Source organism: Saccharopolyspora sp. NPDC045941 (genome assembly GCF_056431445.1).
The window spans coordinates 1-20,448 of the sequence record NZ_JBWKKU010000070.1; the positions used below are offsets into that span (position 1 = coordinate 1).

General features: G+C 70.4%; 19 protein-coding genes. 11 read left to right on the plus strand and 8 right to left on the minus strand.

The genetic code is table 11. The features are described 5' to 3' along the window. Nucleotides 1-131 precede the first annotated feature (131 nt). The 3 genes from AC07FN_RS37675 to AC07FN_RS37685 all read right to left on the minus strand — a co-directional run bounded on the left by AC07FN_RS37675 (nucleotide 132) and on the right by AC07FN_RS37685 (nucleotide 4,067). Nucleotides 132-1,985 (minus strand): dynamin family protein, encoded by a 1,854-nt coding sequence (locus tag AC07FN_RS37675; protein WP_478399939.1) that lies wholly within the window; start codon nucleotides 1,983-1,985, stop codon nucleotides 132-134. A 67-nt stretch (nucleotides 1,986-2,052) separates the two neighbouring features. Continuing rightward, nucleotides 2,053-2,391 (minus strand): nucleotide exchange factor GrpE, encoded by a 339-nt coding sequence (gene grpE / locus AC07FN_RS37680; protein ID WP_478399940.1) that lies wholly within the window; start codon nucleotides 2,389-2,391, stop codon nucleotides 2,053-2,055. A 125-nt stretch (nucleotides 2,392-2,516) separates the two neighbouring features. After that, entirely contained in the window at nucleotides 2,517-4,067 is a 1,551-nt protein-coding gene (locus tag AC07FN_RS37685) for a dynamin family protein (RefSeq protein ID WP_478399941.1), read from the minus strand. 230 nt (nucleotides 4,068-4,297) lie between these two features. On the opposite strand from AC07FN_RS37685, the gene AC07FN_RS37690 reads away from it, so the two are divergent. The 5 genes from AC07FN_RS37690 (at nucleotide 4,298) to AC07FN_RS37710 (ending at nucleotide 8,902) form a co-directional block, all read left to right on the plus strand. Further along, nucleotides 4,298-5,518 (plus strand): sensor histidine kinase, encoded by a 1,221-nt coding sequence (locus AC07FN_RS37690; RefSeq protein WP_478399942.1) that lies wholly within the window; start codon nucleotides 4,298-4,300, stop codon nucleotides 5,516-5,518. A gap of 36 nt (nucleotides 5,519-5,554) precedes the next feature. Beyond that, the gene (locus AC07FN_RS37695; RefSeq protein WP_478399943.1) at nucleotides 5,555-6,211 is read left to right on the plus strand and encodes a response regulator; all 657 of its coding nucleotides are present in this window, start codon (nucleotides 5,555-5,557) and stop codon (nucleotides 6,209-6,211) included. A gap of 52 nt (nucleotides 6,212-6,263) precedes the next feature. Beyond that, nucleotides 6,264-7,064 (plus strand): HAD hydrolase family protein, encoded by an 801-nt coding sequence (locus tag AC07FN_RS37700; protein WP_478399944.1) that lies wholly within the window; start codon nucleotides 6,264-6,266, stop codon nucleotides 7,062-7,064. A 168-nt stretch (nucleotides 7,065-7,232) separates the two neighbouring features. Further along, nucleotides 7,233-8,180 (plus strand): ABC transporter ATP-binding protein, encoded by a 948-nt coding sequence (locus AC07FN_RS37705; protein WP_478399945.1) that lies wholly within the window; start codon nucleotides 7,233-7,235, stop codon nucleotides 8,178-8,180. Further along, on the plus strand, nucleotides 8,177-8,902 hold the full coding sequence (locus tag AC07FN_RS37710; RefSeq protein WP_478399946.1) for a hypothetical protein: 726 nt from the start codon (nucleotides 8,177-8,179) through the stop codon (nucleotides 8,900-8,902). The genes AC07FN_RS37705 and AC07FN_RS37710 overlap by 4 nt, the downstream gene beginning before the upstream one ends. 361 nt (nucleotides 8,903-9,263) lie before the next feature. Here AC07FN_RS37710 and AC07FN_RS37715 read toward each other — a convergent pair whose 3' ends face one another. Then, on the minus strand, nucleotides 9,264-9,731 hold the full coding sequence (locus AC07FN_RS37715) for a universal stress protein (protein WP_478399947.1): 468 nt from the start codon (nucleotides 9,729-9,731) through the stop codon (nucleotides 9,264-9,266). A 232-nt stretch (nucleotides 9,732-9,963) separates the two neighbouring features. Between AC07FN_RS37715 and AC07FN_RS37720 the strand changes: the two genes are divergently transcribed. From AC07FN_RS37720 to AC07FN_RS37730, 3 genes are all read left to right on the plus strand, one after another. After that, on the plus strand, nucleotides 9,964-10,536 hold the full coding sequence (locus tag AC07FN_RS37720) for a hypothetical protein (RefSeq protein WP_478399948.1): 573 nt from the start codon (nucleotides 9,964-9,966) through the stop codon (nucleotides 10,534-10,536). A gap of 143 nt (nucleotides 10,537-10,679) precedes the next feature. Then, nucleotides 10,680-11,324: a tRNA (guanosine(46)-N7)-methyltransferase TrmB gene (gene trmB, locus AC07FN_RS37725; RefSeq protein WP_478399980.1), complete on the plus strand. Its 645-nt coding sequence runs from the start codon at nucleotides 10,680-10,682 to the stop codon at nucleotides 11,322-11,324. Nucleotides 11,325-11,437: 113 nt separating this feature from the next. Then, a complete protein-coding gene (locus AC07FN_RS37730; RefSeq protein WP_358580465.1) occupies nucleotides 11,438-11,791 on the plus strand; it encodes a YybH family protein in 354 nt (117 codons plus the stop codon). Here AC07FN_RS37730 and AC07FN_RS37735 read toward each other — a convergent pair. Both AC07FN_RS37735 and AC07FN_RS37740 read right to left on the minus strand, forming a co-directional pair. Next, nucleotides 11,788-12,378: a GNAT family N-acetyltransferase gene (locus AC07FN_RS37735; RefSeq protein ID WP_478399949.1), complete on the minus strand. Its 591-nt coding sequence runs from the start codon at nucleotides 12,376-12,378 to the stop codon at nucleotides 11,788-11,790. The two genes, AC07FN_RS37730 and AC07FN_RS37735, sit on opposite strands and share 4 nt — an antisense overlap. A gap of 86 nt (nucleotides 12,379-12,464) precedes the next feature. Then, on the minus strand, nucleotides 12,465-12,884 hold the full coding sequence (locus tag AC07FN_RS37740; RefSeq protein WP_478399950.1) for a nuclear transport factor 2 family protein: 420 nt from the start codon (nucleotides 12,882-12,884) through the stop codon (nucleotides 12,465-12,467). A 262-nt stretch (nucleotides 12,885-13,146) separates the two neighbouring features. On the opposite strand from AC07FN_RS37740, the gene AC07FN_RS37745 reads away from it, so the two are divergent. Beyond that, nucleotides 13,147-14,367 (plus strand): nitric oxide synthase oxygenase, encoded by a 1,221-nt coding sequence (locus tag AC07FN_RS37745; RefSeq protein ID WP_478399951.1) that lies wholly within the window; start codon nucleotides 13,147-13,149, stop codon nucleotides 14,365-14,367. A 291-nt stretch (nucleotides 14,368-14,658) separates the two neighbouring features. Here AC07FN_RS37745 and AC07FN_RS37750 read toward each other — a convergent pair whose 3' ends face one another. Then, on the minus strand, nucleotides 14,659-16,884 hold the full coding sequence (locus AC07FN_RS37750; RefSeq protein WP_478399952.1) for an FtsX-like permease family protein: 2,226 nt from the start codon (nucleotides 16,882-16,884) through the stop codon (nucleotides 14,659-14,661). Further along, entirely contained in the window at nucleotides 16,881-17,588 is a 708-nt protein-coding gene (locus AC07FN_RS37755; RefSeq protein WP_478399953.1) for an ABC transporter ATP-binding protein, read from the minus strand. Before AC07FN_RS37755 ends, AC07FN_RS37750 begins: the two co-directional genes overlap by 4 nt. Nucleotides 17,589-17,861: 273 nt before the next feature. On the opposite strand from AC07FN_RS37755, the gene AC07FN_RS37760 reads away from it, so the two are divergent. Together AC07FN_RS37760 and AC07FN_RS37765 are read left to right on the plus strand one after the other, a co-directional pair. Continuing rightward, on the plus strand, nucleotides 17,862-19,661 hold the full coding sequence (locus tag AC07FN_RS37760; protein WP_478399954.1) for a sensor histidine kinase: 1,800 nt from the start codon (nucleotides 17,862-17,864) through the stop codon (nucleotides 19,659-19,661). Further along, nucleotides 19,658-20,314 (plus strand): response regulator transcription factor, encoded by a 657-nt coding sequence (locus tag AC07FN_RS37765; protein WP_478399955.1) that lies wholly within the window; start codon nucleotides 19,658-19,660, stop codon nucleotides 20,312-20,314. The genes AC07FN_RS37760 and AC07FN_RS37765 overlap by 4 nt, the downstream gene beginning before the upstream one ends. The last annotated feature ends 134 nt before the right edge of the window (nucleotides 20,315-20,448 follow it).

Below are 20,448 nucleotides of genomic sequence, written 5' to 3' on the forward strand. Positions count from 1 at the left end.
ACCGGGCACCAGCCACCACGCCATCATCCACCACACCAAGATCATCCCGGCCCTAAACCACCAAGATCAACTCAAGCTAAGCGGCATTGTGCTATAGCGACAAAAAGTACGCACGGGTGGTGAGCCCCGGCTCAGGAGGCGGTGTCGCGGAGGTTCCGGATGCTGCCCAGGAGGTTCTCGGCGCGCTCCCGCCCGGCGGTCGCCTCGGTGAGGCGCCGGTTGACCGTCTGCAGCTGCCGGCTGCGCTCCGCGGCGTCCATCTTCAGCGCCTTGTCCACCTCCCGCAGCTCGCCCTCGATGGCCTCGATCCGCCTAATCAGGGCGTCGTCCAGGGCCAGCGACAGCTGCTGCTCCGCCTCGATCAGCTGCTCCGCCACGAGCTGGTCCAGCGCCGAGCGGGCATCCGCGATGGCCTCGGTCAGCCACTGCTTCAGGTGCTGCTTGTCCGCCGCGTGCTTGCGGGTCCGCGCCATCCACCAGCCGGCCCCGAGCCCGAGCACGATCGTCACCGGCAGCACCACCGGGTTCAGCGCCGCGATGCCCAGGCCCGCCAGCGGCATCGCGGCCGCCCGGCCGACGCCGAGCCCGCCGGAGACCCCCATGAACACCAGGAGCTTGTCCTCCGCGGTCGGCGGCCGCTTGTCCGGCGGGCGCAACGCGATCGGCGCCTGCGCTCCGCGCGCGAACTGCGAGCGGATCACGTCGAGCTCTTCGGCGGAGAACAGCTCCTTCAACGACTGCTCGGCGACCGCGGCCAGCCGCGCCGACAGCGTCGCCGCCACCCGGGTCGACGCCATCTGCAACGCCGCGTCGACGTGGCGGGGCAGCTCGGCCAGCTGGTTGCGGTCGGCGCTGTCGATCGCCCGGCGGAACCAGTTCTGCACCTCCCGCACCTGGCGGGCCACCTCGTGGCTGGTCTCGACGCGGGTCCGCTGGATCTCGCCGCGCAGCTTCACCTGCCAGCCGCGCGTCGACGACCGCCGCGCGGTGGACAGCTCGTCGCGCCGCGCGCGCAGCGACTCCGCCTCGTCCTCGCCGACGGTCAGCGCGCGCTTCTCCGCCGACAGCTTCGCGACCAGCTCACCGAGCACAGTGGACAGTGCCCGCATCGTGTTGGCCTCGCCGAGCATCGCGGCCCGCCCGCCGATCAGCCGCTCCAGCTCGGTGCGCAGCTCGACGATGCCGGACTTCTCGCGCAGCATGTCCGCGGCCTGCTCGCTGGGCGCCTTCTCGGCCAGCTCCTGCATCCGGGCGGACACCGGGAAGATCGGCATGTCGGCGAACCGCGGCGCGTGCTCCGCCAGCAGCTTCCGGTCCGCTTCCAAGACCTGCCGCCAGCCGCGGTGCTGATCGGTCTTGGCCAGCGCGAACACGACGGTCTCGACGCGCTCGGCGACCTTCTGCAGGAATTCCAGCTCGCCCCGGGTGAACGGGGCCGACGCGTCGACGACGAACAGCAGCGCCGTCGCCGAGGCCGCCGCCTCCATCGCGAGCTCGCCGTGCAGGGCGTCCAGCCCGCCGACTCCCGGCGTGTCCACCACGGTCACCCGGGCCAGCGCGTCGACCGGCGCGGTGATCTGCACGTAGCGCGGCGGCAGCTGGCCTTCGGGCAGTTCGCGGCCCGCGCTGGCCCAGTTCGGCAGCTCGGCCAGGTCGAACGGCACCGGCTCCTGCTGGCCGGGGTAGCAGGCGTGCGCCGCCCACTGCTCGCCGTGGGTGAACTCCAGGTACGTGCTGGTGGCCACCTGAGCGTCCACAGGGGACAGTCCCGGGTGCTCCAGCAGGGCGTTGACCAGCGAGCTCTTGCCCCGGTTGGTCTCCCCGACCACCACGACGCTGGGCGTCTTCTGGCGGCCGCGCCGAACCTGCTCGACCCACTCCGCGGCGGTCGGGTCGGCCTCCCGCAGGAACCCGTGCAGCTTCTCCCTGGCCTGCTTGACCTGCTGCGGCAGGCCCACGGTGACAGCGACGCCCGGTGCAGTCATGCGCCTCGCTCCTCTCGAATCCCGCCGCGGACGGCGGTCCCCCGCGAAATCGTCGGAGCGGCAGGCGTCACTGCTGCCGCAGCTGGTAGACGGTCACCACCGGGGCGCGCAGCACGCGGTCCCGATCGGCGAAGCCCAGCACCTCGGTCTCGGCGATCACGCCGTCCAGGGCCGGGTCGTCGGTGGGCGTGATGCCACCGGCCTCGTGGTGCGCAGGGTCGAAGCGGGTGCCGTCCGGCCGCAGTGCCGAAACGCCGATGCCGCTGAGCCCCTCGGACAGCCGCTCCACCACTCCCGCGCTGCGCGCCCGGTCCATCGCGTACATGCACAGCTGGATCAGCGTCGCCCGCTCGGTCATCGCGCGATCCAGCTGATCCGTGACGACATCGCTGGTCACGGCGGTCATGTCGGTTCCCACCTCTGCGTCGGCGTCCGGGGCAACTGCCGTGCCCTCGTCCGGATCGGACGCGTCGGGAACACCACCGGTTCCACTTTCAGGTGAATTCTTGCGTCGCCAGCCCCGCATCGCCATCACCCGGACCGCAACTGCTGCCAGATCAGGAAGTACGCCCGGTGCACCACGTGCGCGATGCGGCTCTGCGCGGGCGTGGCGCCGAACGACGAGAACGAGCGCCACCAGTTCGCCCGCTCCAGCGCGTAGTCGGTCAGCTCTTTGCGGTGCCGGCCGGGCAGGCCGAGCTGCTCGCCGACGTCGTTGCTGCTGCCGACCCGCATCACTTCCTCGGCCAGGTCCACGGGCATCGCCACCGCACCGGCCGCGACCAGCGTCAACGCCTCCAGCACCCGGAGCTGGTGCGCCTCCGGCTTGGCCAGCAGCACCTCGATCGCGTCGTGCACCCGCTGCCGCTCGCCCTGATCGCCGGAGGCGTGCGCGAGCGCGGTCACCGAGGCCAGCGCGGCCGCGGCCTTGATCCCGTCGGCCCGCGCCCGGAACACCGTGTCCAGCCGGTTCAGCACCGAAGCCAGCCCGGAGGAATCCAGCAACCGACGCCGCAGCGCGCCCGCGGTGATCTCCGGGTCCGCGTCGATCGCCTCCAGCGCGCTCCGGATCCCGAAGAGGTCCATCCGCTCCAGCAACCGGTTGCGGGTGCCGGCCGGCACGGCGCACTCCCAGCTGGTGAACAGGTCCGCGGACAGCAGCAGGGTTTCGCGGGTCGCCTCGTCCAGCTGGGCGAGGCCGCGCAGCGCCTCCGCGTCGGCGGCGGTGAACTCGCCGGATTCGGCGGTCTCCGCGAGCAGGCCGATCACCGGCAGCACGTCGGCGACCTTGGGCTTGAGCAGCTGGGCCTGCTTCTCCGCGAGCAGCGACGCGGCCTTCCACACCTCGCCGCCCGAGTCCTCGACCGAGCTCGGCTCGATGGTGTCGGCCTTGTTCAGCACCGCGATCGCGTTGACCGGCCCGGCCTCGCGGCTGGCGGTGGCGGCGGTGAACGCGGCCAGGGCCTGCTCGTCGTCGGCCCGGACGCCCTGCGTCACCACGTAGAGGACGGCCTCGGCGCCCGCGACCGCGTTGCGCGACACCGGATCGAGATCGGAGTCGGCGTCGTCGGCGTCCTCCTTGCGGGTGCCCAGCAGTTCTTCGGTGCGCGCCACGGACGCGGCGTCCAGCGAACCGAGCCCGGGGGTGTCGATCACCGTCAGGTCGCGCAGCACCGCGTTGGTCAGGTAGGCCTCCAGGTGCGAGACCTCGTCGATGTCCACGCCCAGGTCGGCCGGGATGCCGCCGTCGGCGTCGAAGGGCACGGCCTGCTTGTTGCCGTCGTGGAAGACGACCTCGACGCGGTCCACGGTGCCGTACTGGAACCGGGTGACCAGCCGGGTGCACTCGCCCACGTCGGTGGGCGCGACCCGGCGCCCGATCAGCGCGTTGACCAGCGTGGACTTGCCGGATTTGATCCGGCCCGCGACGGCCACCTGCAGCGGCGCGGAGAGCCTGCGCAGCACCTCGGCGAAGCCGGCCGCGGTCCGCTCGGACACCTGCGGCTGCAACCCGGTGCACAGCCGGGCGACCGCCGCGGATAGCGGGCCAGGCCAGTGCTGCTGCTCGGTTGCCGTGCTCAAGTCCGACCTTCCCGATCGTGCGATCTCGCTGCGCGCTACATCCTGCCACGCACCCACACCGAACCGGACCAAGTGCGCGCGATCACGGACCGGCCCAGCAGGCCGCGGTCGGATCCCCGCCCGTGCCGAGGCACACACCGGACGCCTCCGCGCGGGTGCGACCTGAGGCTGACCCGGGTCGAGCCCGTGGGATGACGCCGGACCACGTATGCGGCGCATAACCTCGTCAAGTGCGGAAACTGAGCCTCTGGTTGCGGGCGCGCCCGTTGGTCGGCGACAGCGGGATCGCCACCTTCATGCTGCTCGTGCACCTGGGAGAGCTCGACGAGGGCAAGCCCTCGATCGGCATGCCCGCCTGGCTGTACGCCGTGGCCGGGGTGCTGCTGACCGTGCCGCTGGCGGTGCGGCGCATCTGGCCGGTGCAGTCGGCGTACGTCGCGCTGCTCGGCATGGCGATCATGTCGGTCGCCAACACCGGCCCGGGCTCGACGGTGGCCCTCATCGCGCCGTGCATGATGATCTACACCCTGGTCGCCTCCGAGGGACGCCGGATCGCGGCGCTCTACACCGCGCTGACCGGCGCTTTCTATCTGGCGCGGCTGTTCGCGGGCGGCCAGCGGGGAGGGAACCTGGCGGAGCTGATCTTCGTCCAGGTGCTCTTCTTCGTCATGCTGGCCGGCTTCTGCTGGGTGCTGGGCGAGTTCATCGGCGCCCGCCGCGCGTACCACGCCGAGGTGGAGAGACGGCTGCGCAACCTGGAGGTCGAACGCGATCAGCAGGCGCGCATCGCGGTCGCCGAGGAGCGCAACCGGATCGCCCGGGAAATCCACGACGTGCTGGCGCATTCGGTCAGCGTGATGGTGACGCAGGCCGACGGCGCCGGATACGCCTTGCGCAGCAACCCGGATCTCGCCGAGCGCGCGTTGCAGGCGATCGGCAGCACCGGCCGCGAGGCCCTCGGCGAACTGCGGAGCCTGCTCGGCGTGCTGCGCGACAGCGACGAGCAAGACCCCGGCCGCATCCCGCAGCCCACCGCCGCGGACCTCAGCGACCTGGTGAACCGGGTACGCGGCCTCGGGCTCGCCGTGTCGATGGAGCTGACCGGCGATTTCGCCGGACTGCCGACCAGGATCGGGCTCAGCGTCTACCGGATCGTGCAGGAGTCGCTGACCAACGTGGTCAAGCACGGCGGCACGGGCACCACTGCCTCGGTCCGGGTGGACAACGACGGACAGCGCATCGAGATCGAGGTGCTGGACGACGGCATCCGGAAGGAGCCGTCCGGGCTGGCCTCGGGCGGCAACGGGATCATCGGCATGCGGGAGCGCGCCGCGGTCTACGGCGGCACGCTGGAGGCCGGTCCGCGGCCCGAGGGCGGCTGGCGGGTGCGCGCGGTGCTGCCGCTCGATCCGGACGCGCAGCCCGGGGCATCGGCCGAGAAAGGTCGCTGAGAAAACCGAAACCCCAGCTCGGATAGGGTGTACGGCATGGTGCGGGTGCTGCTGGTGGACGACCAGGAACTGATGCGCATGGGCTTCCGGATGGTGCTCGACGCGCAGGATGACCTGGAGGTCGTCGGCGAGGCGGGCAACGGCGAGGAGGCGATCGGGCTCGCCGAGCGGCTGCGGCCGGACGTGGTGCTGATGGACGTCCGGATGCCGGTGCTCGACGGCGTCGAGGCGACCCGCCGGATCGTCGCGGCGGACAGCGCAAAGGTCCTGGTGATGACCACCTTCGACCTGGACGAGTACGCGCTTTCCGCGCTGCGCAACGGAGCCAGCGGATTCCTGCTCAAGGACGCCCCGCCGGAGAGCCTGGTCACAGCGGTGCGCTCGGTGGCCAGCGGCGACGCGGTGGTCGCGCCCAGCGTCACCAAGCGGCTGCTCGACCGGTTCCTCGGCGAGCGCGGCGGCCAGCTGCGGGACGCGTCGGTGCTCGACGTGCTGACCGAGCGGGAGCGCGAGGTGCTGGTGCTGGTCGCGAAAGGACTGTCGAACGCCGAGATCGCGGGCACGCTGTTCCTGTCCGAGGCCACCGTGAAGACCCACCTCGGTCGCATCCTGTCCAAATTGGACGTTCGCGACCGGGTGCAGGCCGTGGTGCTCGCCTACGAAACCGGTCTGGTCAAACCGGGTGAGGCGTGAATTGCGCCTCCAGCGACCCACGAACGCGCTGGTGGACGGCTAGCCTGCGGTGGTGAGCGACGCCGCGTGGAAACCCCGACTCATCGCCCTCGACATCGACGGAACCCTGCTCGACCCCGCCACCCAAGCGATTTCCGCCGAGGTCAAGGCCGCGGTGCGCCGCGTCGTCGAAGCGGGCACCCAGGTCGTGGTGTCGACCGGCCGGAGCATGCTCGGCACCCTGCCGATCCTGGACGAGCTGGAGCTGACCGGCGGAGTCGCGTTGTGCTCCAACGGAGCGGTGCGGGTCGACGTGGCGGCGCGGGAGCCCGTGTCGATCGAGACGTTCGAACCGGGGCCGGTGCTCGCCGAACTGACCAGGCGGCTGACCGGGGCGATCTTCGCGAGCGAGGACATCGGCGCCGGCAGCCTGGTTACCAGCAAGTTCCCCGAGGACGAGCTGCACGGACCGCAGCAGCTGGCCACCTTGGACGAACTCGTCGACCACCCGGTGCCGCGGCTGATCGCGAACTGGGTGGATCACGAGCCCGCCGAGCTCATCGCGGCGATGGCCGGGGTCCGGCTGCCCAACTGCACCTACACCGTGGACCACTACGAGCCGTGGGTCACCGTGGTGCCGGAAGGCGTGACCAAGGGCTCGGCGCTGGAGAAGCTGCGCGCCGAGCTGGGCATCGCGAGCGAGGACACCCTCGCCGCCGGTGATGGGGACAACGACATCGAGATGCTGCGCTGGGCGGCGCGCGGCGTCGCGATGGGGCAGGCTGCGGAGATCGTGCGCGCCGCGGCCGATGAGGTCACCGGGCCGGTCGCCGAGGACGGGCTGGCGGCGGTCCTGGACCGCTGGTTCCGGTGAGATCTCCGGGACACCCCTGAGGCCGTCATCCCGCAGGACGGGGTCGACTACGACTCAGGTCTGACCCGAGGTCCAGACGCTGGGCCGATGCAGGCGCACGGATCGACCGGGCACCCTTTGTGGTGTGGCCCGGTTGGGCCGCGGCATTGTCGGCTTACAGGAGTGATCATGATCGAGGCGATCGGCCTCACCAAGCGCTACGGACCGAAAGTCGCGGTGAACAACCTGTCGTTCACCGTGAAACCCGGCCGGGTCACGGGTTTCCTCGGCCCCAACGGGGCAGGCAAGTCCACCACCATGCGCATGATGCTCGGCCTGGACCGGCCGACGTCCGGTGAGGTGCGCATCGACGGCAAGCCCTACCGCGAGCTGAAGAATCCGCTGCGCACCGTGGGCGCGCTGCTCGACGCGAAGTGGGTGCACCCCAACAGGTCGGCGCGCACCCACCTGCTGTGGATGGCGAAGTCCAACGGCCTGCCCGCGAAGCGCGTCGACGAGGTCCTCGGCATGGTCGGCCTGGAGGAGGTCGCGAACCGCAAGGCGGGCGGCTTCTCGCTGGGCATGTCGCAGCGGCTCGGGATCGCGACCGCCCTGATCGGCGACCCGAAGATCCTGTTGTTCGACGAGCCGGTGAACGGGCTCGACCCGGAGGGCATCCACTGGATCCGGCGGTTCATGCAGGGCCTGGCCGCCGAGGGGCGCGCCGTGTTCGTCTCCAGCCACCTGCTTTCCGAAATGGCCCTGACGGCCGAGGAACTCGTGGTGATCGGCCGCGGCGAGCTGATCGCGCAGTGCAGCACCCAGCAGTTCGTGGACAACGCAGGCACCCAGGGCGTGCTGGTGCGCTCGCCGGGGGCAGCTCAGCTGCAGCAGCTCCTGAGCACGCAGGGACTGAGCGTGCGGTCGACGACCCAGGACACGCTGGTCGTCGACGAGGCCGAGACCGAGCAGATCGGCGAACTCGCCGCGCAGCACGGGATCGTCCTGCACGAGCTCACCGCGCAGCGGAGCTCGCTGGAGGAGGCCTTCATGCAGATGACCGGCAACGCCGTTGAATACCAGACCAATCTCGGCGCCGCCGCGTCCGCGCTGAACACCTCGGGGGTGGCTCGATGACCCTGCTCGCCGTCGAACGCATCAAGCTCTTCTCCACCCGGTCGCCGTGGTGGTGCACCTTCCTCGCGCTGGCGTTGACCATCGGCTTCACCACGCTGTTCGCGTCCCAGCTCGAGAACGAGATGTCGCTGTCGATGACGCAGGCCGGCTACCAGTTCGGCCTGATGGTGGTCCTCGTGCTCGCCGCGTTGTCGATCACCACCGAGTACCGGTTCGGCACGATCCGGGCGACCTTCCAGGCGGTGCCGAACCGGACCGCCGCGCTGCTGGCCAAGACCGTCGTCGTCGCGCTGGTGGCGCTGATCATCGGCGAGGTGGCCGCATTCGGCTCGTGGGGAGTCGCGAAGCTGCTGGCACCGGGCGCGGATCTCGCCTTCGCCACGGGCGACGACTGGCGCCAGGTCGCCGGGGTCGGCCTGGTGTTCGCGATCAGCGCGGTGCTGGCGGTCGCGGTCGGCGCCATGCTGCGGCAGACGGCCGGTGCCGTCGCCCTGCTGCTGCTCTGGCCGCTGCTGGTGGAAAGCCTGGTCGGGCTGATCCCGAAGATCGGCGCCGACGTGCAGAAGTGGATGCCGTTCAACGCCGCCGGCCACTTCCTCTCGGGCAGCGACGGCGTGGGCGACATGCCGTTCGGCCCGTGGGGCGCGCTGGCCTACTTCGCGGCCGTCGCGTTGGTCCTGTGGATGATCGCTTTGATCATCGTTCGGCGGCGCGACGCCTGACCAGCGAGAACCGAAGCGGCGGTGGAACCTTTCATGATCAACTATAGAAATGCCCAGTTGGACGCGGGATAGCAAAACGTTACCCGGCCCGGCCGAGAGTCTGATCACGTCAACCGATAGGATCAGCGGCAAGATCGAGCCGCAGACGTCGCCTCCCGGTGCGTGCGGCACCGCAGGGTCCGCTGTGGACACCGCGCGAGGCTGACGACGGGGCCGACTAGCACAACCGAATTCGACCGACTGCAAAGCGCTCGGGGGCGCCGGCGGTCGGGACGGGGGAGGGCCCGGGCTGTCATTCGGGGGATGGCCCGGGCCCTGTGCTTTCCGGATAACCGCAGCGGCCCTCGCGCGGCGTCCCGCTTCAGACGCTGGGGCGGACCACCAGGACCGGGCAAGCCGCGTGCCGGACGCATTGCTCGGCCACCGAGCCCAGCATCAGGCCCGCGAACCCCCCGCGCCCGCGATGGCCGACGACCAGCAGGTCCGCCCCCCGCGATGCCGACAGCAGCGCCTGCGGCGACGGCGAGTGGACGACGTGTATGTGGACCGGGAGATCGGGGTGTTCGCCGAGCTTGTTGCCCACGATGCGTTCCGTGTCCGCTTGGACCGACTGCTGGAACTCGTCCATGCTCGGCACGACGTTCGGCGGGTAGTCCGCCGGCCGCGGCGCGGTCCGGAAGCTCCAGGCCCGCACGACGTGCAAGGGGACGCTGCGGCGCCGGGCCTCCTCGGCCGCCACGATCAAGGCGCGCAGCGACGATGCGGAACTGTCCACGCCGACGACGACACCGCCGTCGATCTCCACCTGTTGGATCGTCTGATCTGGCACCCCCCCACTCCAACCGCATCGGGGTGACTTGTCGAGTCGACCTGCGGTGGATGGGCTGAACACGTTGTAAACATGTGACTTTTGACACAATCGATATGCTCGCGGCATTCTTTGCATTCGCTGTGGTAAGGCATGAGTAAGGGATGTCCCGAACCAGCGTCGCTTGGGGGCATGCGCTGGCCGAGGGCGAGTTCGTGGCTCGCAACTTTCTCAACAGCAGAAGGGTGGGCCGATGGTGCAATCGAAGGAAATCCCGGCAGTTCCGGCGCAGCAGGACGGTGCGCGAGTTCGTTCGACGGACGACGTCCAGCTGGAGCCGGTGCCCAGGCTCGAATGGTCGCTGGCCACCGAAGCACACCCGCCCGCGCTGGAGGCGGCGACACCAGCATCGCTGCGGCGGAGCTGGATCCACACCGCGCCCGAGCAACAGGTGCTCGAACTGTTCCGCAAGCTGCACGGCGCCAAGCGGCGGCTCCCCGCCCCGTGGTGGCTGCGGGCGCTGGATCGCGGCGAGATCGAATCGCGGAAAGCGGCGTTCGAGATCGAGGACGAGGCGCACGCGGTGCTCGGCACGCGACCGGGCTGGGTCTTCGTGCCCTGGGCTGGCATCGGCGAGGCCGGGTACTGGGAGTTCGCGCCGTCGGACCGGGCGCCGATGCGGATGCCGACCACCGTGGTGCTGACCGACGAGCACCGGGGCTGGCTGAACGTGGTGCCGGCGCACGGCGAGACCGAGCCGGTTCCACTGCCGGTCAAGCGGTCCACCGGCCTGGTGTCGATGCTGGGCCAGATCGAATCCTGGTGATCCACCGGCCCCGCCTCCCGGACGAGTGGGTTCGGTCGTCGGGGCCCATCACCGGTTTGCGATACTGAGTCCCCGTGAATGCCTCTGACCAGCAGGTTCCGTTTCGTCGTACCGTCGTCAGCTACGTCCAGCGCGGCGAGCGGATGACGGTGGGCCAGCAGCGCGCCTGGGATCGCCACTGGCCCGAGCTGGGTTCCGAGGTGACCGCGCTGCCCGGGGGCCCGCTGGACCTCGCGGCCTGGTTCGGCCGCTCCGCGCCGACCGTGCTGGAGATCGGCTCCGGCATGGGCGAAACGACCGCGCAGCTCGTCGCCGCCCAGCCCGACGCCAACTACGTGGCGGTCGAGGTCTACAAGCCGGGGCTGGCCCAGCTGATGCTGCGGGCCGAGAAGCTGGAGATCACCAACCTCCGGTTGCTGCGCGGCGATGCGATCGTGCTGCTTCGCGACCACATCGAGCCCGCGTCGCTGGCCGAGGTGCGCATCTACTTCCCCGACCCGTGGCCGAAGAAGCGCCACCACAAGCGCCGTCTCGTGCAGCCCGACTCGGTCCGGCTGATCGCATCCCGGCTCGCGCCCGGCGGCGTGCTGCACCTCGCGACGGACTGGGAGAACTACGCCGAGCAGATGCTGGAGGTCTGCCAGGCGGAACCGCAGCTGCGCAACAGGTACGCCGACGAGCCGGGTGGTTGGGCGCCGCGGCCGGAGTGGCGACCGGTCACGAAGTTCGAGAACCGGGCGCACGAAGAGGGCCGCGAAATCCACGACCTGATCTTCGAGCGCGTCTAAGGGTTCCGTGGTAGACCTCGGCGAGCTGCTACCGCCCGGGATCGCTTGTCGTGTCGGACTTTGCTGCCATCGTGTGCTCGGAACGAGTTGCCTGAGCAGAGGGGACGAGCGCGATGACCAGCGACCGCCAGCGCGCAGCGCAGCCGGAGGACCTCAACCGGTTCGTGCTGGAACGGCTCAACGCCGGCGACGTCGACGGACTGGTGGCGCTGTACGAGCCCGACGCCGTGCTGATCGTCCCGACCGGCCGGGTTGTCGGGCACCGGGAGATCCGCGCGGCGTACGAGCAGCTCGTGGCGGCCAAGCCCGAGTTCGCGCCCGGCGAGACACAGCCCGCGATCCGCAACGGCGACCTGGCGCTCACCTCCGTGCGGCTGGCCGACGGCGGCGTCACCGTCGAGGTGGCCCGCCGCCAGCCCGACGGCACCTGGCTCTGGGTGATCGACCAGCCGAACCTGCTCGGCTAGGCCTCGTCGCGCCGGTCGCCGGAAGGCGCTTCGCCGAGACCGTGCCGCTCCGCGAACTCCGGGGCCGTCACGCCCATGACCACCAGGTCGTGGTGACGACCGGCGAAGAATTCGTGTTCGCGCAGCAAGCCTTCCTCGATGAAGCCGAGCGTGCGGTGCAGCGCGAGCGACGCCTCGTTGTCGGCGTAGATCTGCGCCTCGCACTTGTGGTACCGGCGCTCGCCGAACATGAAGCGCAGCAGGAGCACGACCGCTTCGGCCGCATAACCACGCCGTTGGTACTGGTCGTCGATCGCCACGCCGTGGGAGAACCGGCCGGTGCGCGGATCCGCGTCATGGGTCGAGACGGACCCGACCAGCGCACCACTGTCCAACGCCTCGATCACCAAGCGGAGCGAGTCGCCGAACGGTTGCGCGGCGGACTGCTCGGCCGTCCACGCGCGGTATCCGTCGGCCGAGCGCGGCGGGTAGAGCGTGTCCGCCGATCGCTGGTGCTCGGAGTGCGAGTCCATCCGCATGAACGCTCGCCAGTCCTCGGGCTCGATGCCGCGCAGCCGAACGAGCCGGCCCGTCCAGAAGGAGCTCATCCGGCTATCCCAGCAAGCGTTTCACCCTCACGTCCAAGGCTTTTCGCTCTCGGTGCGCAATGTCAACCGGCTCGGACGAGCGCTGGTCACGCGTTCGTGCAAGCTTCCGCGATCTCTGCGGTGTCCCAGTAGAACGGGCGGATGTCGATGATCTGGCCGTCCTGGATCTCGATCGTCTGCAGGATGGGGAAATCGAGCCGGCGGCCGGTCGCCCGGGAGCGCGCTCGGACCTGGGTTAGCACCACCAGCGGCCCGGTCGTGTCGCTCGGCGTCAGGAAGTCCTGCGCCAGCATCACGAACGATTCCCAGGTTCGGCTCATCTCGAGGAAGAACCGTTCCATGCCCTGGTGGCCCCGCCAGCTCCCGCCGTAGGGCAGCGCCTCGGCCTGGTGCAGGACGACCTGCGGCGAGAAGAATTCGGCGAGCGGTTCGAAGCTCGCTTCGCCGGGCCCGCCGGCCGCCAGGTACTCGGCCTCCGCCGCGTACATGCCCTCCAACACCTGCATCTTCGTTTTCATCGCCGTCACGCGTCCAGCTTTGCCGCACGGGAGGCCGGATGCTGGCGGTGATCAGACGCCGCACTTGGTCTGGCCATCCACGACGAACAGCAAGATGTTCACTCAATTGGGCGATCAAGGATCGTGACCTGCACGTCGATAGAAGTCACGATGAGTGGGTTGCCGCGCGATCGTGGTGTTGTGAATTCACCGAAAAGAAGAATGCTCATGTAGTGACGAGTGAGCGGTGATCGCGACTACCTTCCGGCCCGTGACGGATATCCGTGATGAAGTCATCCCGACCCAGCAGCGCCCGCCGGACATCGGTGGCGAATACGCCACCGGCACGAGCCGACTCGTCGCCGATCGGTCCGAACCGACCACGGATATCTCGGCGGCCGAGCAGTTCCTGCGGGCCTTCCACGACGCTCATCCCGAGGCAGGCTCCCTGTCCCGGCGCCTGGCCGAGGTGCGCCAGGAGTTCGCCGACACCGGTACCTACCGCCACACCAGCGAGGAACTCGCCTACGGCGCGCGCGTCGCGCTGCGCGACAGCGGGTGGTGCACGAGCGGTGTGCCGTGGCGCCGGCTGAAGGTCCGCGATCTTCGCGGCCTGCGCAACGCCTCAGCGATCGCCAGCGAATGCTTCGAGCATCTCCGGCTGGCCACCAATGCGGGCCAGATCCAGCCGCTGATCACGGTTTTCGCCCCGGACGCGCCGGATGGTCCCGGCCCGTGCATCTGGAACGAACAGGTCGTCCGGTACGCGGGCTACGCGTTGTCCGACGGCGGTGTGCTCGGTGACGCCAGGTACAGCGGATTCACCGCCGAAGCCCAGCGCCTCGGCTGGAGACCGCCGACCCAGCGCGGGCGCTTCGACCACCTGCCGCTGGTGGTGGAGACCGCCCACGAAGGCCCCAAGCCGGTGACCGTTCCGCGGGACGTCGTGCAGGAAGTCCCGTTGGAGCACCCGGAGTTCCCGTGGTTCGTCGAGTTGGGCCTCCGTTGGCACACGGTGCCCTTGATCAGCAACATGCAGCTGCTCATCGGCGGCATCCGGTACCCGGCCGCGCCGTTCAACACCTGGTTCGTGGGGACCGAGATCGGCACTCGCGGCCTGGCCGACGAGAACGCGTACGGCGTCACCCGGCACGTGGCCGAACGGCTGGGCATGGACACCTCCACCGAACGAACCCTGTGGCGGGACCGGGCGATCGTCGAGATCAACCGGGCCGTGCTGTTCTCGTTCGACTCCGCGCGCGTCACGATCACCGACCACCACAGCGAGGCACTGCACCGGCTGGCGTGGTTGCATTCCGCGCCCCAGAACGGTGCCTCCCGGCCGATGTTCACCGTCACCAACGAAGCGACCCGGCGTGCCCGGCAGGGAGCACCGAGTGGCTTCCAGTCCCCCGAACCGAGCCGGCCGCGGTACGACGTGCTGGCCCGGATGAACCGGCGTTGCCTGGGAACCGGCCTGCCCGAGGACTGACCCGCGCACCGGCCGTCGACGCAACGCGCCGGGCCGCGAAACGGTCCATGATCTCGGGGAGAACCGAGCTGAGTGACATGAGCAGCAGCACCGCGAGGGCGATGAAGGCTCCGATTCCGGAAACGATGTTGGCGAGCATCTCTGACCTCCCTGGTCTTTCCTTCCGACTCTTCAAGCATCACGTTCGGGACAGGTCCGGCGGATCGGTCATGTGGTCGGCCCCGGATGGCCATCCGGCCAGTCCCGCGCGGGCGGAACTGGCCGGATGGTTGCTGACAGGGCGCTCGCCCACTACTCGTCGGCGATGGGTTCGCTGCTGATCCTGCGCAGCATCGGGCCGCTGCTGGAGGCGGCGAGCACCGCGACGGCCACACCGATCACGACCGGCGCGAGGATCCAGCCGCTGATCACCACCGGGGCGTCATCCCCGAACAGGGTCAGCATCGAGACCCCGATCGCGATACCGCCCGCACCGGCGGTCAGCGTCGCGACCAGCGCGGGCAGCGCTGCCTCGGTCCGCAGAGCGCGCCCCAGCATGCGCACCGGGGTTCCCGCCGCGATCAACGCGCCGAAGGTGCGTCGGCGATCGACCACCGACGACGCGGCCGTGATCGCGGCGCTGCTGCCCGCGAGCAGGGCTGCGAGCCCCAGGCCGATGGCGGTCACCCGCTTGAGGTCGCCCAGCATCGTCTGCTGGTCCTTCAGCCGCAGCTCGCGGCTCATGAAGCTTTCGGCTGGCAGTGCCGCGGCGAGCGCGGTCCGCACCTTCTCCCGGTCGGCGTCGGTCGCCGGGTTCACCACCAGCGTCGACTCCCCGACGTTCGCGACCTCGGGCACGAGATCGGGGTCGATCAGCACCGAAGAGCTCAGCTCGGGATCCTGACCGCCGAGCGGCCGCGTCACGACGTTGGCGGGCAGCCCGAACGTCGCCGGCTCCTCGTTGGAGTCCTGGGCCGCATAGGCCCGGATGCGCAGCCCCGAGTCCGGCAGCTGGGTGGCCGGATCAGCGCGGATCGCGGGCGGTCCCGCGCACACGCCGACGGCCATCCGGGTCACCGCCGCCGCTTCCGGGCAACTGATCACCAGGCCGGCGTACTCCCCGCCCTCGGAGGTCTCGAGGGTGACCTGGTTCGCGCTCGCGACGGTGGCGTTCGCGCCGCGGCGCTCCAGCTCGCCGACGACACGCTTCTTCTGGTCGGCCACCGTCGCGGACGGAACGTCCAGGTACAGCACGGAGTCCTTGAAGGAACGCCCGCCGCCTGCGAATGCCTCGAAGCTGGGCAGCAGCGTCAGCGCCATCGACCCGACGAACACCGCGAGGACGATGCCGGACACGGACCGGTAGGCGGCCTTCGGGTCGCTGCGCAGCCGCCGACCCGCGAGCAGCATCGCAGGCCGTCGCCACGTGGTGGCGAACAGCTTGCCGAGCGCGCCGGTCAACCACGGACCGACGATCGAGGCGGACAGCAGAACCGCCGCGAGCGCCGCGAGCATGAACGTCAGGCCGCCGGTCGCCTCGGCCGTGGAGAGCCCGAACGCGAAGAATCCCGCTGCCGCGGGCAACGCGAGCAGCCGCCACGCCTTGGGCGCCTTCCGCGACTGGTTCATCGCCGCGCCGACCGGTGCCTGCACGACGCGGCGCAGACCCAGCACCGCAGCCAGCACGACCAGCAGCGGAATCACGACCGCCACCGCGACGACCGTCGGCACCGACGGGGTGAAGTCGCTCGGCAACCAGGTGCCGCCACCCCACGGGATCTGCGCCCCCACGAACCGCAGCGGCCAGCTCAGCAGGAGGCCGACGACGGTCCCCGCCACAGCGGAGATGGTGGTCTCGGCGGCGACGGTGCCGACCACCTGCCCCGGCGTCGCACCGGCCAGCCGCAGGGCCGCGAGCCTGCGCTCCCGCCTGGCGGCGGTCAGCCTGGCCGCCGACGCGACGAGCACCAGGCTGGGAATCGCCAGCAGCACGATCCCCACCCCGGACAGGAACTTCAGCAGGAAATCGTCCGTACCGGCCGCGATCCAGCCCGATTCCTCGGCCTTGACGGCGTCCAGCGTGCCCGGCTGGTGCCCGACCACCGCGACGAGCTGCTCCGGGAACTTCAGCGAGGTCTCGTCCAGAACTCCGACGACGTTGCCGTCGAAGCGGTTGGCGAGCTCTTCAGGCGGGCGCTGCTTCGCCAGCTCGGCCAACCGCGGCGACAGCAGGACCTCGCCGGCACCGGGGAAGCCCGGCGCGCCGTCCACCGCGGGCCGGTCGCCCGACACGTCGAGCCGGATGATCTTCTCGTTCTCGAAGAAGTCCAGGCTCGCCTGCGAAACCGCGCCGGAGGGATCGGCGGCACCGCGCATCCAGGTCGCCCGATCCATTCGAGCGTCCGTCGCGTTCGGCAGGGTCGCCAGGAACAGGACCAGCGCGGTGGCGACCGCGACCCCGGCTGCGGTGAGCAGCGCCGACAGGCGGCTGCGCGAGTCGACGCGCAGCACCCGCAGCGCCAGCTGCACGGGATTCATCCGACCATCACCCCGCCCGCGATCAAGCCGTCGCGGATCTCCACGATCCGGCCCGTCTTGGCGGCCAGTTCCCGGTCGTGCGTCACGATGACCACGGCCGCCTGGGTCGCCGCAGCGGCGGCGAACAGCGCCTGCGTGGTCTCCTCGCCGGTGCGGGTGTCCAGGGCGCCGGTCGGCTCGTCGGCGAAGATCACCTTGGGGCGGTGCGCGAGCGCCCGAGCGATCGCCACCCGCTGCGCCTGACCGCCGGAGAGCTCGCCGGGCAGCCGCTTCTCCAGCCCGCCGAGGCCGAGCCGTCCCAGCCAGTCCCGCGCGCCATCCAGCGCCTGCTTCCGGTTGGCCCCGGCCAGCAGCAGCGGCAGCGCCGTGTTCTCCGCCGCCGTCAGCTCGCCGACCAGCATGCCCTGCTGGAAGACGAAGCCGAACTCGTGGCGCCGCAGCGCGCTGCGCTTCGCCTCGCCGAGCTGGTCGATGCGGTGCCCGTCCAGGAGCACCTCGCCGCCGTCCGGGCGCAGGATCCCGGCCAGCACGTGCAGCAGCGTCGTCTTGCCGGAGCCCGACGGCCCGACGATCGCCATCACCTCGCCGGTGCGGATCGCGAGGTCCACCCCGGCCAGCGCCCGGTAGGAGCCGTAGTTCTTGACCAATCCGCGCCCCACCAGGAACGGCTCCCCGGGCCGCCGGTCGACGATTGAAGCCGACATCTTCCTTCCTCCTGCTCGTTTCGCGCCGCTAACGCCGTTCGTCGCCGTGCTGGCCCGTGCTCGCCGTGCCTGCGGTTGCTCGTGTTCGGGCTGCGGTCCGGATCTCGGGGTCCCACCGGTGCGGGACCTGCTGGATTCGAGATTGGCGGCCGGCGGCGGATTCCGGATCGGCCTCGGGGCCGCTGATCGACGCGCGAGGGTCGGCCGATCGGCCAGGGCATTCGAACCATTCGGCCAAGGTGTTCGAATCGGGCCACCGGTTACGGTCGAGCCGTGAGCAACATCGCGACAAGGCCCGGGACCGAGCCATCCGCCCCGTGGTGGCGTCGGCTCGGTGATCTCCTGCGCGAGCAGTGGATCTTCGCCGGGCTGCTCGGGTTGATCTGGCTGGGGAACACGCTGGGGTTGTTCGAAGACGACATCGTGCTGCTCCCGGGGATCACCGCGATGGCGCTGCTGGCGATCCTCGGTCGCCGCGCCCCGGTCTGGTGCGGGCTCGCGGCCGCGGTCGTGCTGGGCTGCACCACGGTGGTCGGCCGGCTGTCCGGCGCGTACTTCCACTCCCTGGGGCTGCTCTCGATCACCCCGACCGAGAACCTGGCAGGCCTCCTGCTGGTCCTGTACCTGTTCCGGTTCCGCCCGCTGCACAAGGCGATCCCGGTCACCGCGGTGCTGGTGGTGAGCTGCGTCGCATCGGTGCTGGTGCGCGGGCACATGTCGGCCGTCTACCCGGGGATGGTGTTCGGCCAGACGCTGAGCTTCGGCTTCCTGCAGCTGATGCTCACCGCGGGCACCGGCATTTACCTGCGCAGCCGGCTCTCCGCGCCGGAGGAGTCCCGGGACACCCCGCTGCGCGCGCTGGTGCGCCGGCAGTGGCCGGTGATCGCGGTGCTGAGCGTGCTGGCCTTCTTGGAATTCACCAAGAACGGGAGCGATTCGCTGGTCAGCGGCGTCGTGCTCCTGCTGTGCGGTGTCGTGATGTCGGTGCTGGCCGTCTTCGGGCCGGTCCGGCCGTTCGAGGCGGCGGTGCTCGGGGCCACGGCCCTGGTTCTCACCGCGTTGATGATGCGCTTCTGGGGGCTCTCGACCGAGGTCGCCATGATCGGCGGGATCCCGATCTCCGCCACCGGAGCGGGCATGCTGCTGGTGACCTACGCCACCAGGCACGCGGAGCCGCAGCGCGCGGTGCTGGCGGGCGCCGCGCTGGTCGGCTCGGCGTTGTTCGCCCTGTTCGTGATGCCGGTCCCCTCGTCGTCGCTCAGCGATTTCAGCGACTACCTGCAGTCGATCTTCATGGGCGGGCTGTTCCTGGTCATCTCGGTCGGCACCGGGCTGTACTTCCGCGCGCGGGACACGGAGCGCGCGAAGACCGTGCGCAGCGCGGTGTCGGACGCGCAGCAGGCCGAGCGGATGGCCTTGGCGCGGGAACTGCACGACGTGGTGGCGCACCACGTCACCGGCATCGTGGTGCAGGCCCAAGCCGCCCAGATGGTCGCGGAGAAGAACCCGAAGGCGGCGACCGACGCGTTGGCCCGCATCGCCGACAGCGGTACCGAGGCGCTGACCGCGATGCGCCGGCTGGTCGCGAGCATGCGCGGCGCGGAACCGGCCGGCGCGTCGACAGCCACCGAGCAGGCCACCACCGACCTCGAAGCGGACCTCGAAGCCCTCGTGAACGCCACTCGGCGGGTTCCGGTCGGCGACCACCGTCCGACCACTGTGGACCTGCGCATCGACCTCGGCCGGGAGATCCCGCCGGAAGTCGCCCGGTCCACCCTCCGCGTGGTGCAGGAATCCCTGACCAACGCCGAAAAGCACGCGCTCGACGCGAGTTACGTGCAGATCGACGTCCACGCCGACCCGGTGAACATCTACGCGCGGATCACCGATGACGGCACGGCGGTACGCCAGCAACCGGTCGGTGGCTCGGGCGGATACGGTTTGGTGGGGATGCGGGAGCGGATCGAGCTGCTGGGCGGCAGATTCCGGGCCGGTCCCGGAGACCACATCGGTTGGTGCGTCGAAGCAGTTCTGCCGTTGGCGGAGCAGAGCGGGGAAGTGGGACAGCGATGATCCGGGTGTTGATCGCCGACGACCAGGAGCTGGTGCGCGCCGGTTTCCGGATGATCCTGGAATCCCAGGACGACATCGAAGTGGTGGCGGACGTCGCGAACGGTGCGGACGCGGTCCGGGTCGCGCGGGAGAAGCGGCCGGACGTGTGCCTGATGGACATCCGGATGCCCGGGATCGACGGGCTGGAGGCCACCAAGCAGCTGGCCGGCCCCGATGTCACCGACCCGATCAAGGTGGTCGTCGTGACCACCTTCGATCTCGACGAATACGTCGACAGCGCGTTGCGGAACGGGGCGAGCGGCTTCCTGCTCAAGGACGCCGGCCCGACGCTGCTGCTGGAGGCGATCCGGGCGGCGGAGCGCGGCGATGCGCTGGTCTCGCCGCAGATCACGGTGCGCCTGCTCAAGCACTTCTCCCAGCCCCAGGTGCAACGTCGCGCGGTGCAGGCGCCGAGCGTGGACCTGACCGAACGCGAGCTCGACGTCGTGCGGGCGACCGCGCGCGGCCTGACCAACGGCGAGATCGGCCAGGAGCTGTTCATGTCGCTGTCGACGGTGAAGACGCACCTCGCCTCCGCGCAGGGCAAGATCAAGGCCCGCAACCGGGTGGAGACCGCGGCTTGGGCCTGGCGCAGCGGGCTCATGGACGAATGATCTCTGCCCCGGCACGCGTTGGCACGGCTTAGCCGGCCGATCCGGCTCGTGCGCCGCCTTTGCGGTGCCACGCCGTTGGTTTCGTGCGGTGTAACAGCATTGCCCGGCGAGCCGCGGCGCTGTTGCACCGGCGC

Coding starts and splice junctions, on each gene's coding strand:
- AC07FN_RS37750 (WP_478399952.1), bottom strand. CDS start 16,884: ATGAATCCCGTGCAGCTGGCGCTGCGGGTGCTGCGCGTCGACTCGCGC.
- AC07FN_RS37710 (WP_478399946.1), top strand. CDS start 8,177: ATGACCCTGCTCGCCGTCGAACGCATCAAGCTCTTCTCCACCCGGTCG.
- AC07FN_RS37730 (WP_358580465.1), top strand. CDS start 11,438: ATGACCAGCGACCGCCAGCGCGCAGCGCAGCCGGAGGACCTCAACCGG.
- AC07FN_RS37735 (WP_478399949.1), bottom strand. CDS start 12,378: ATGAGCTCCTTCTGGACGGGCCGGCTCGTTCGGCTGCGCGGCATCGAG.
- grpE (WP_478399940.1), bottom strand. CDS start 2,391: ATGACCGCCGTGACCAGCGATGTCGTCACGGATCAGCTGGATCGCGCG.
- AC07FN_RS37705 (WP_478399945.1), top strand. CDS start 7,233: ATGATCGAGGCGATCGGCCTCACCAAGCGCTACGGACCGAAAGTCGCG.
- trmB (WP_478399980.1), top strand. CDS start 10,680: ATGACGGTGGGCCAGCAGCGCGCCTGGGATCGCCACTGGCCCGAGCTG.
- AC07FN_RS37675 (WP_478399939.1), bottom strand. CDS start 1,985: ATGACTGCACCGGGCGTCGCTGTCACCGTGGGCCTGCCGCAGCAGGTC.
- AC07FN_RS37765 (WP_478399955.1), top strand. CDS start 19,658: ATGATCCGGGTGTTGATCGCCGACGACCAGGAGCTGGTGCGCGCCGGT.
- AC07FN_RS37695 (WP_478399943.1), top strand. CDS start 5,555: ATGGTGCGGGTGCTGCTGGTGGACGACCAGGAACTGATGCGCATGGGC.
- AC07FN_RS37740 (WP_478399950.1), bottom strand. CDS start 12,884: ATGCAGGTGTTGGAGGGCATGTACGCGGCGGAGGCCGAGTACCTGGCG.
- AC07FN_RS37720 (WP_478399948.1), top strand. CDS start 9,964: ATGGTGCAATCGAAGGAAATCCCGGCAGTTCCGGCGCAGCAGGACGGT.
- AC07FN_RS37755 (WP_478399953.1), bottom strand. CDS start 17,588: ATGTCGGCTTCAATCGTCGACCGGCGGCCCGGGGAGCCGTTCCTGGTG.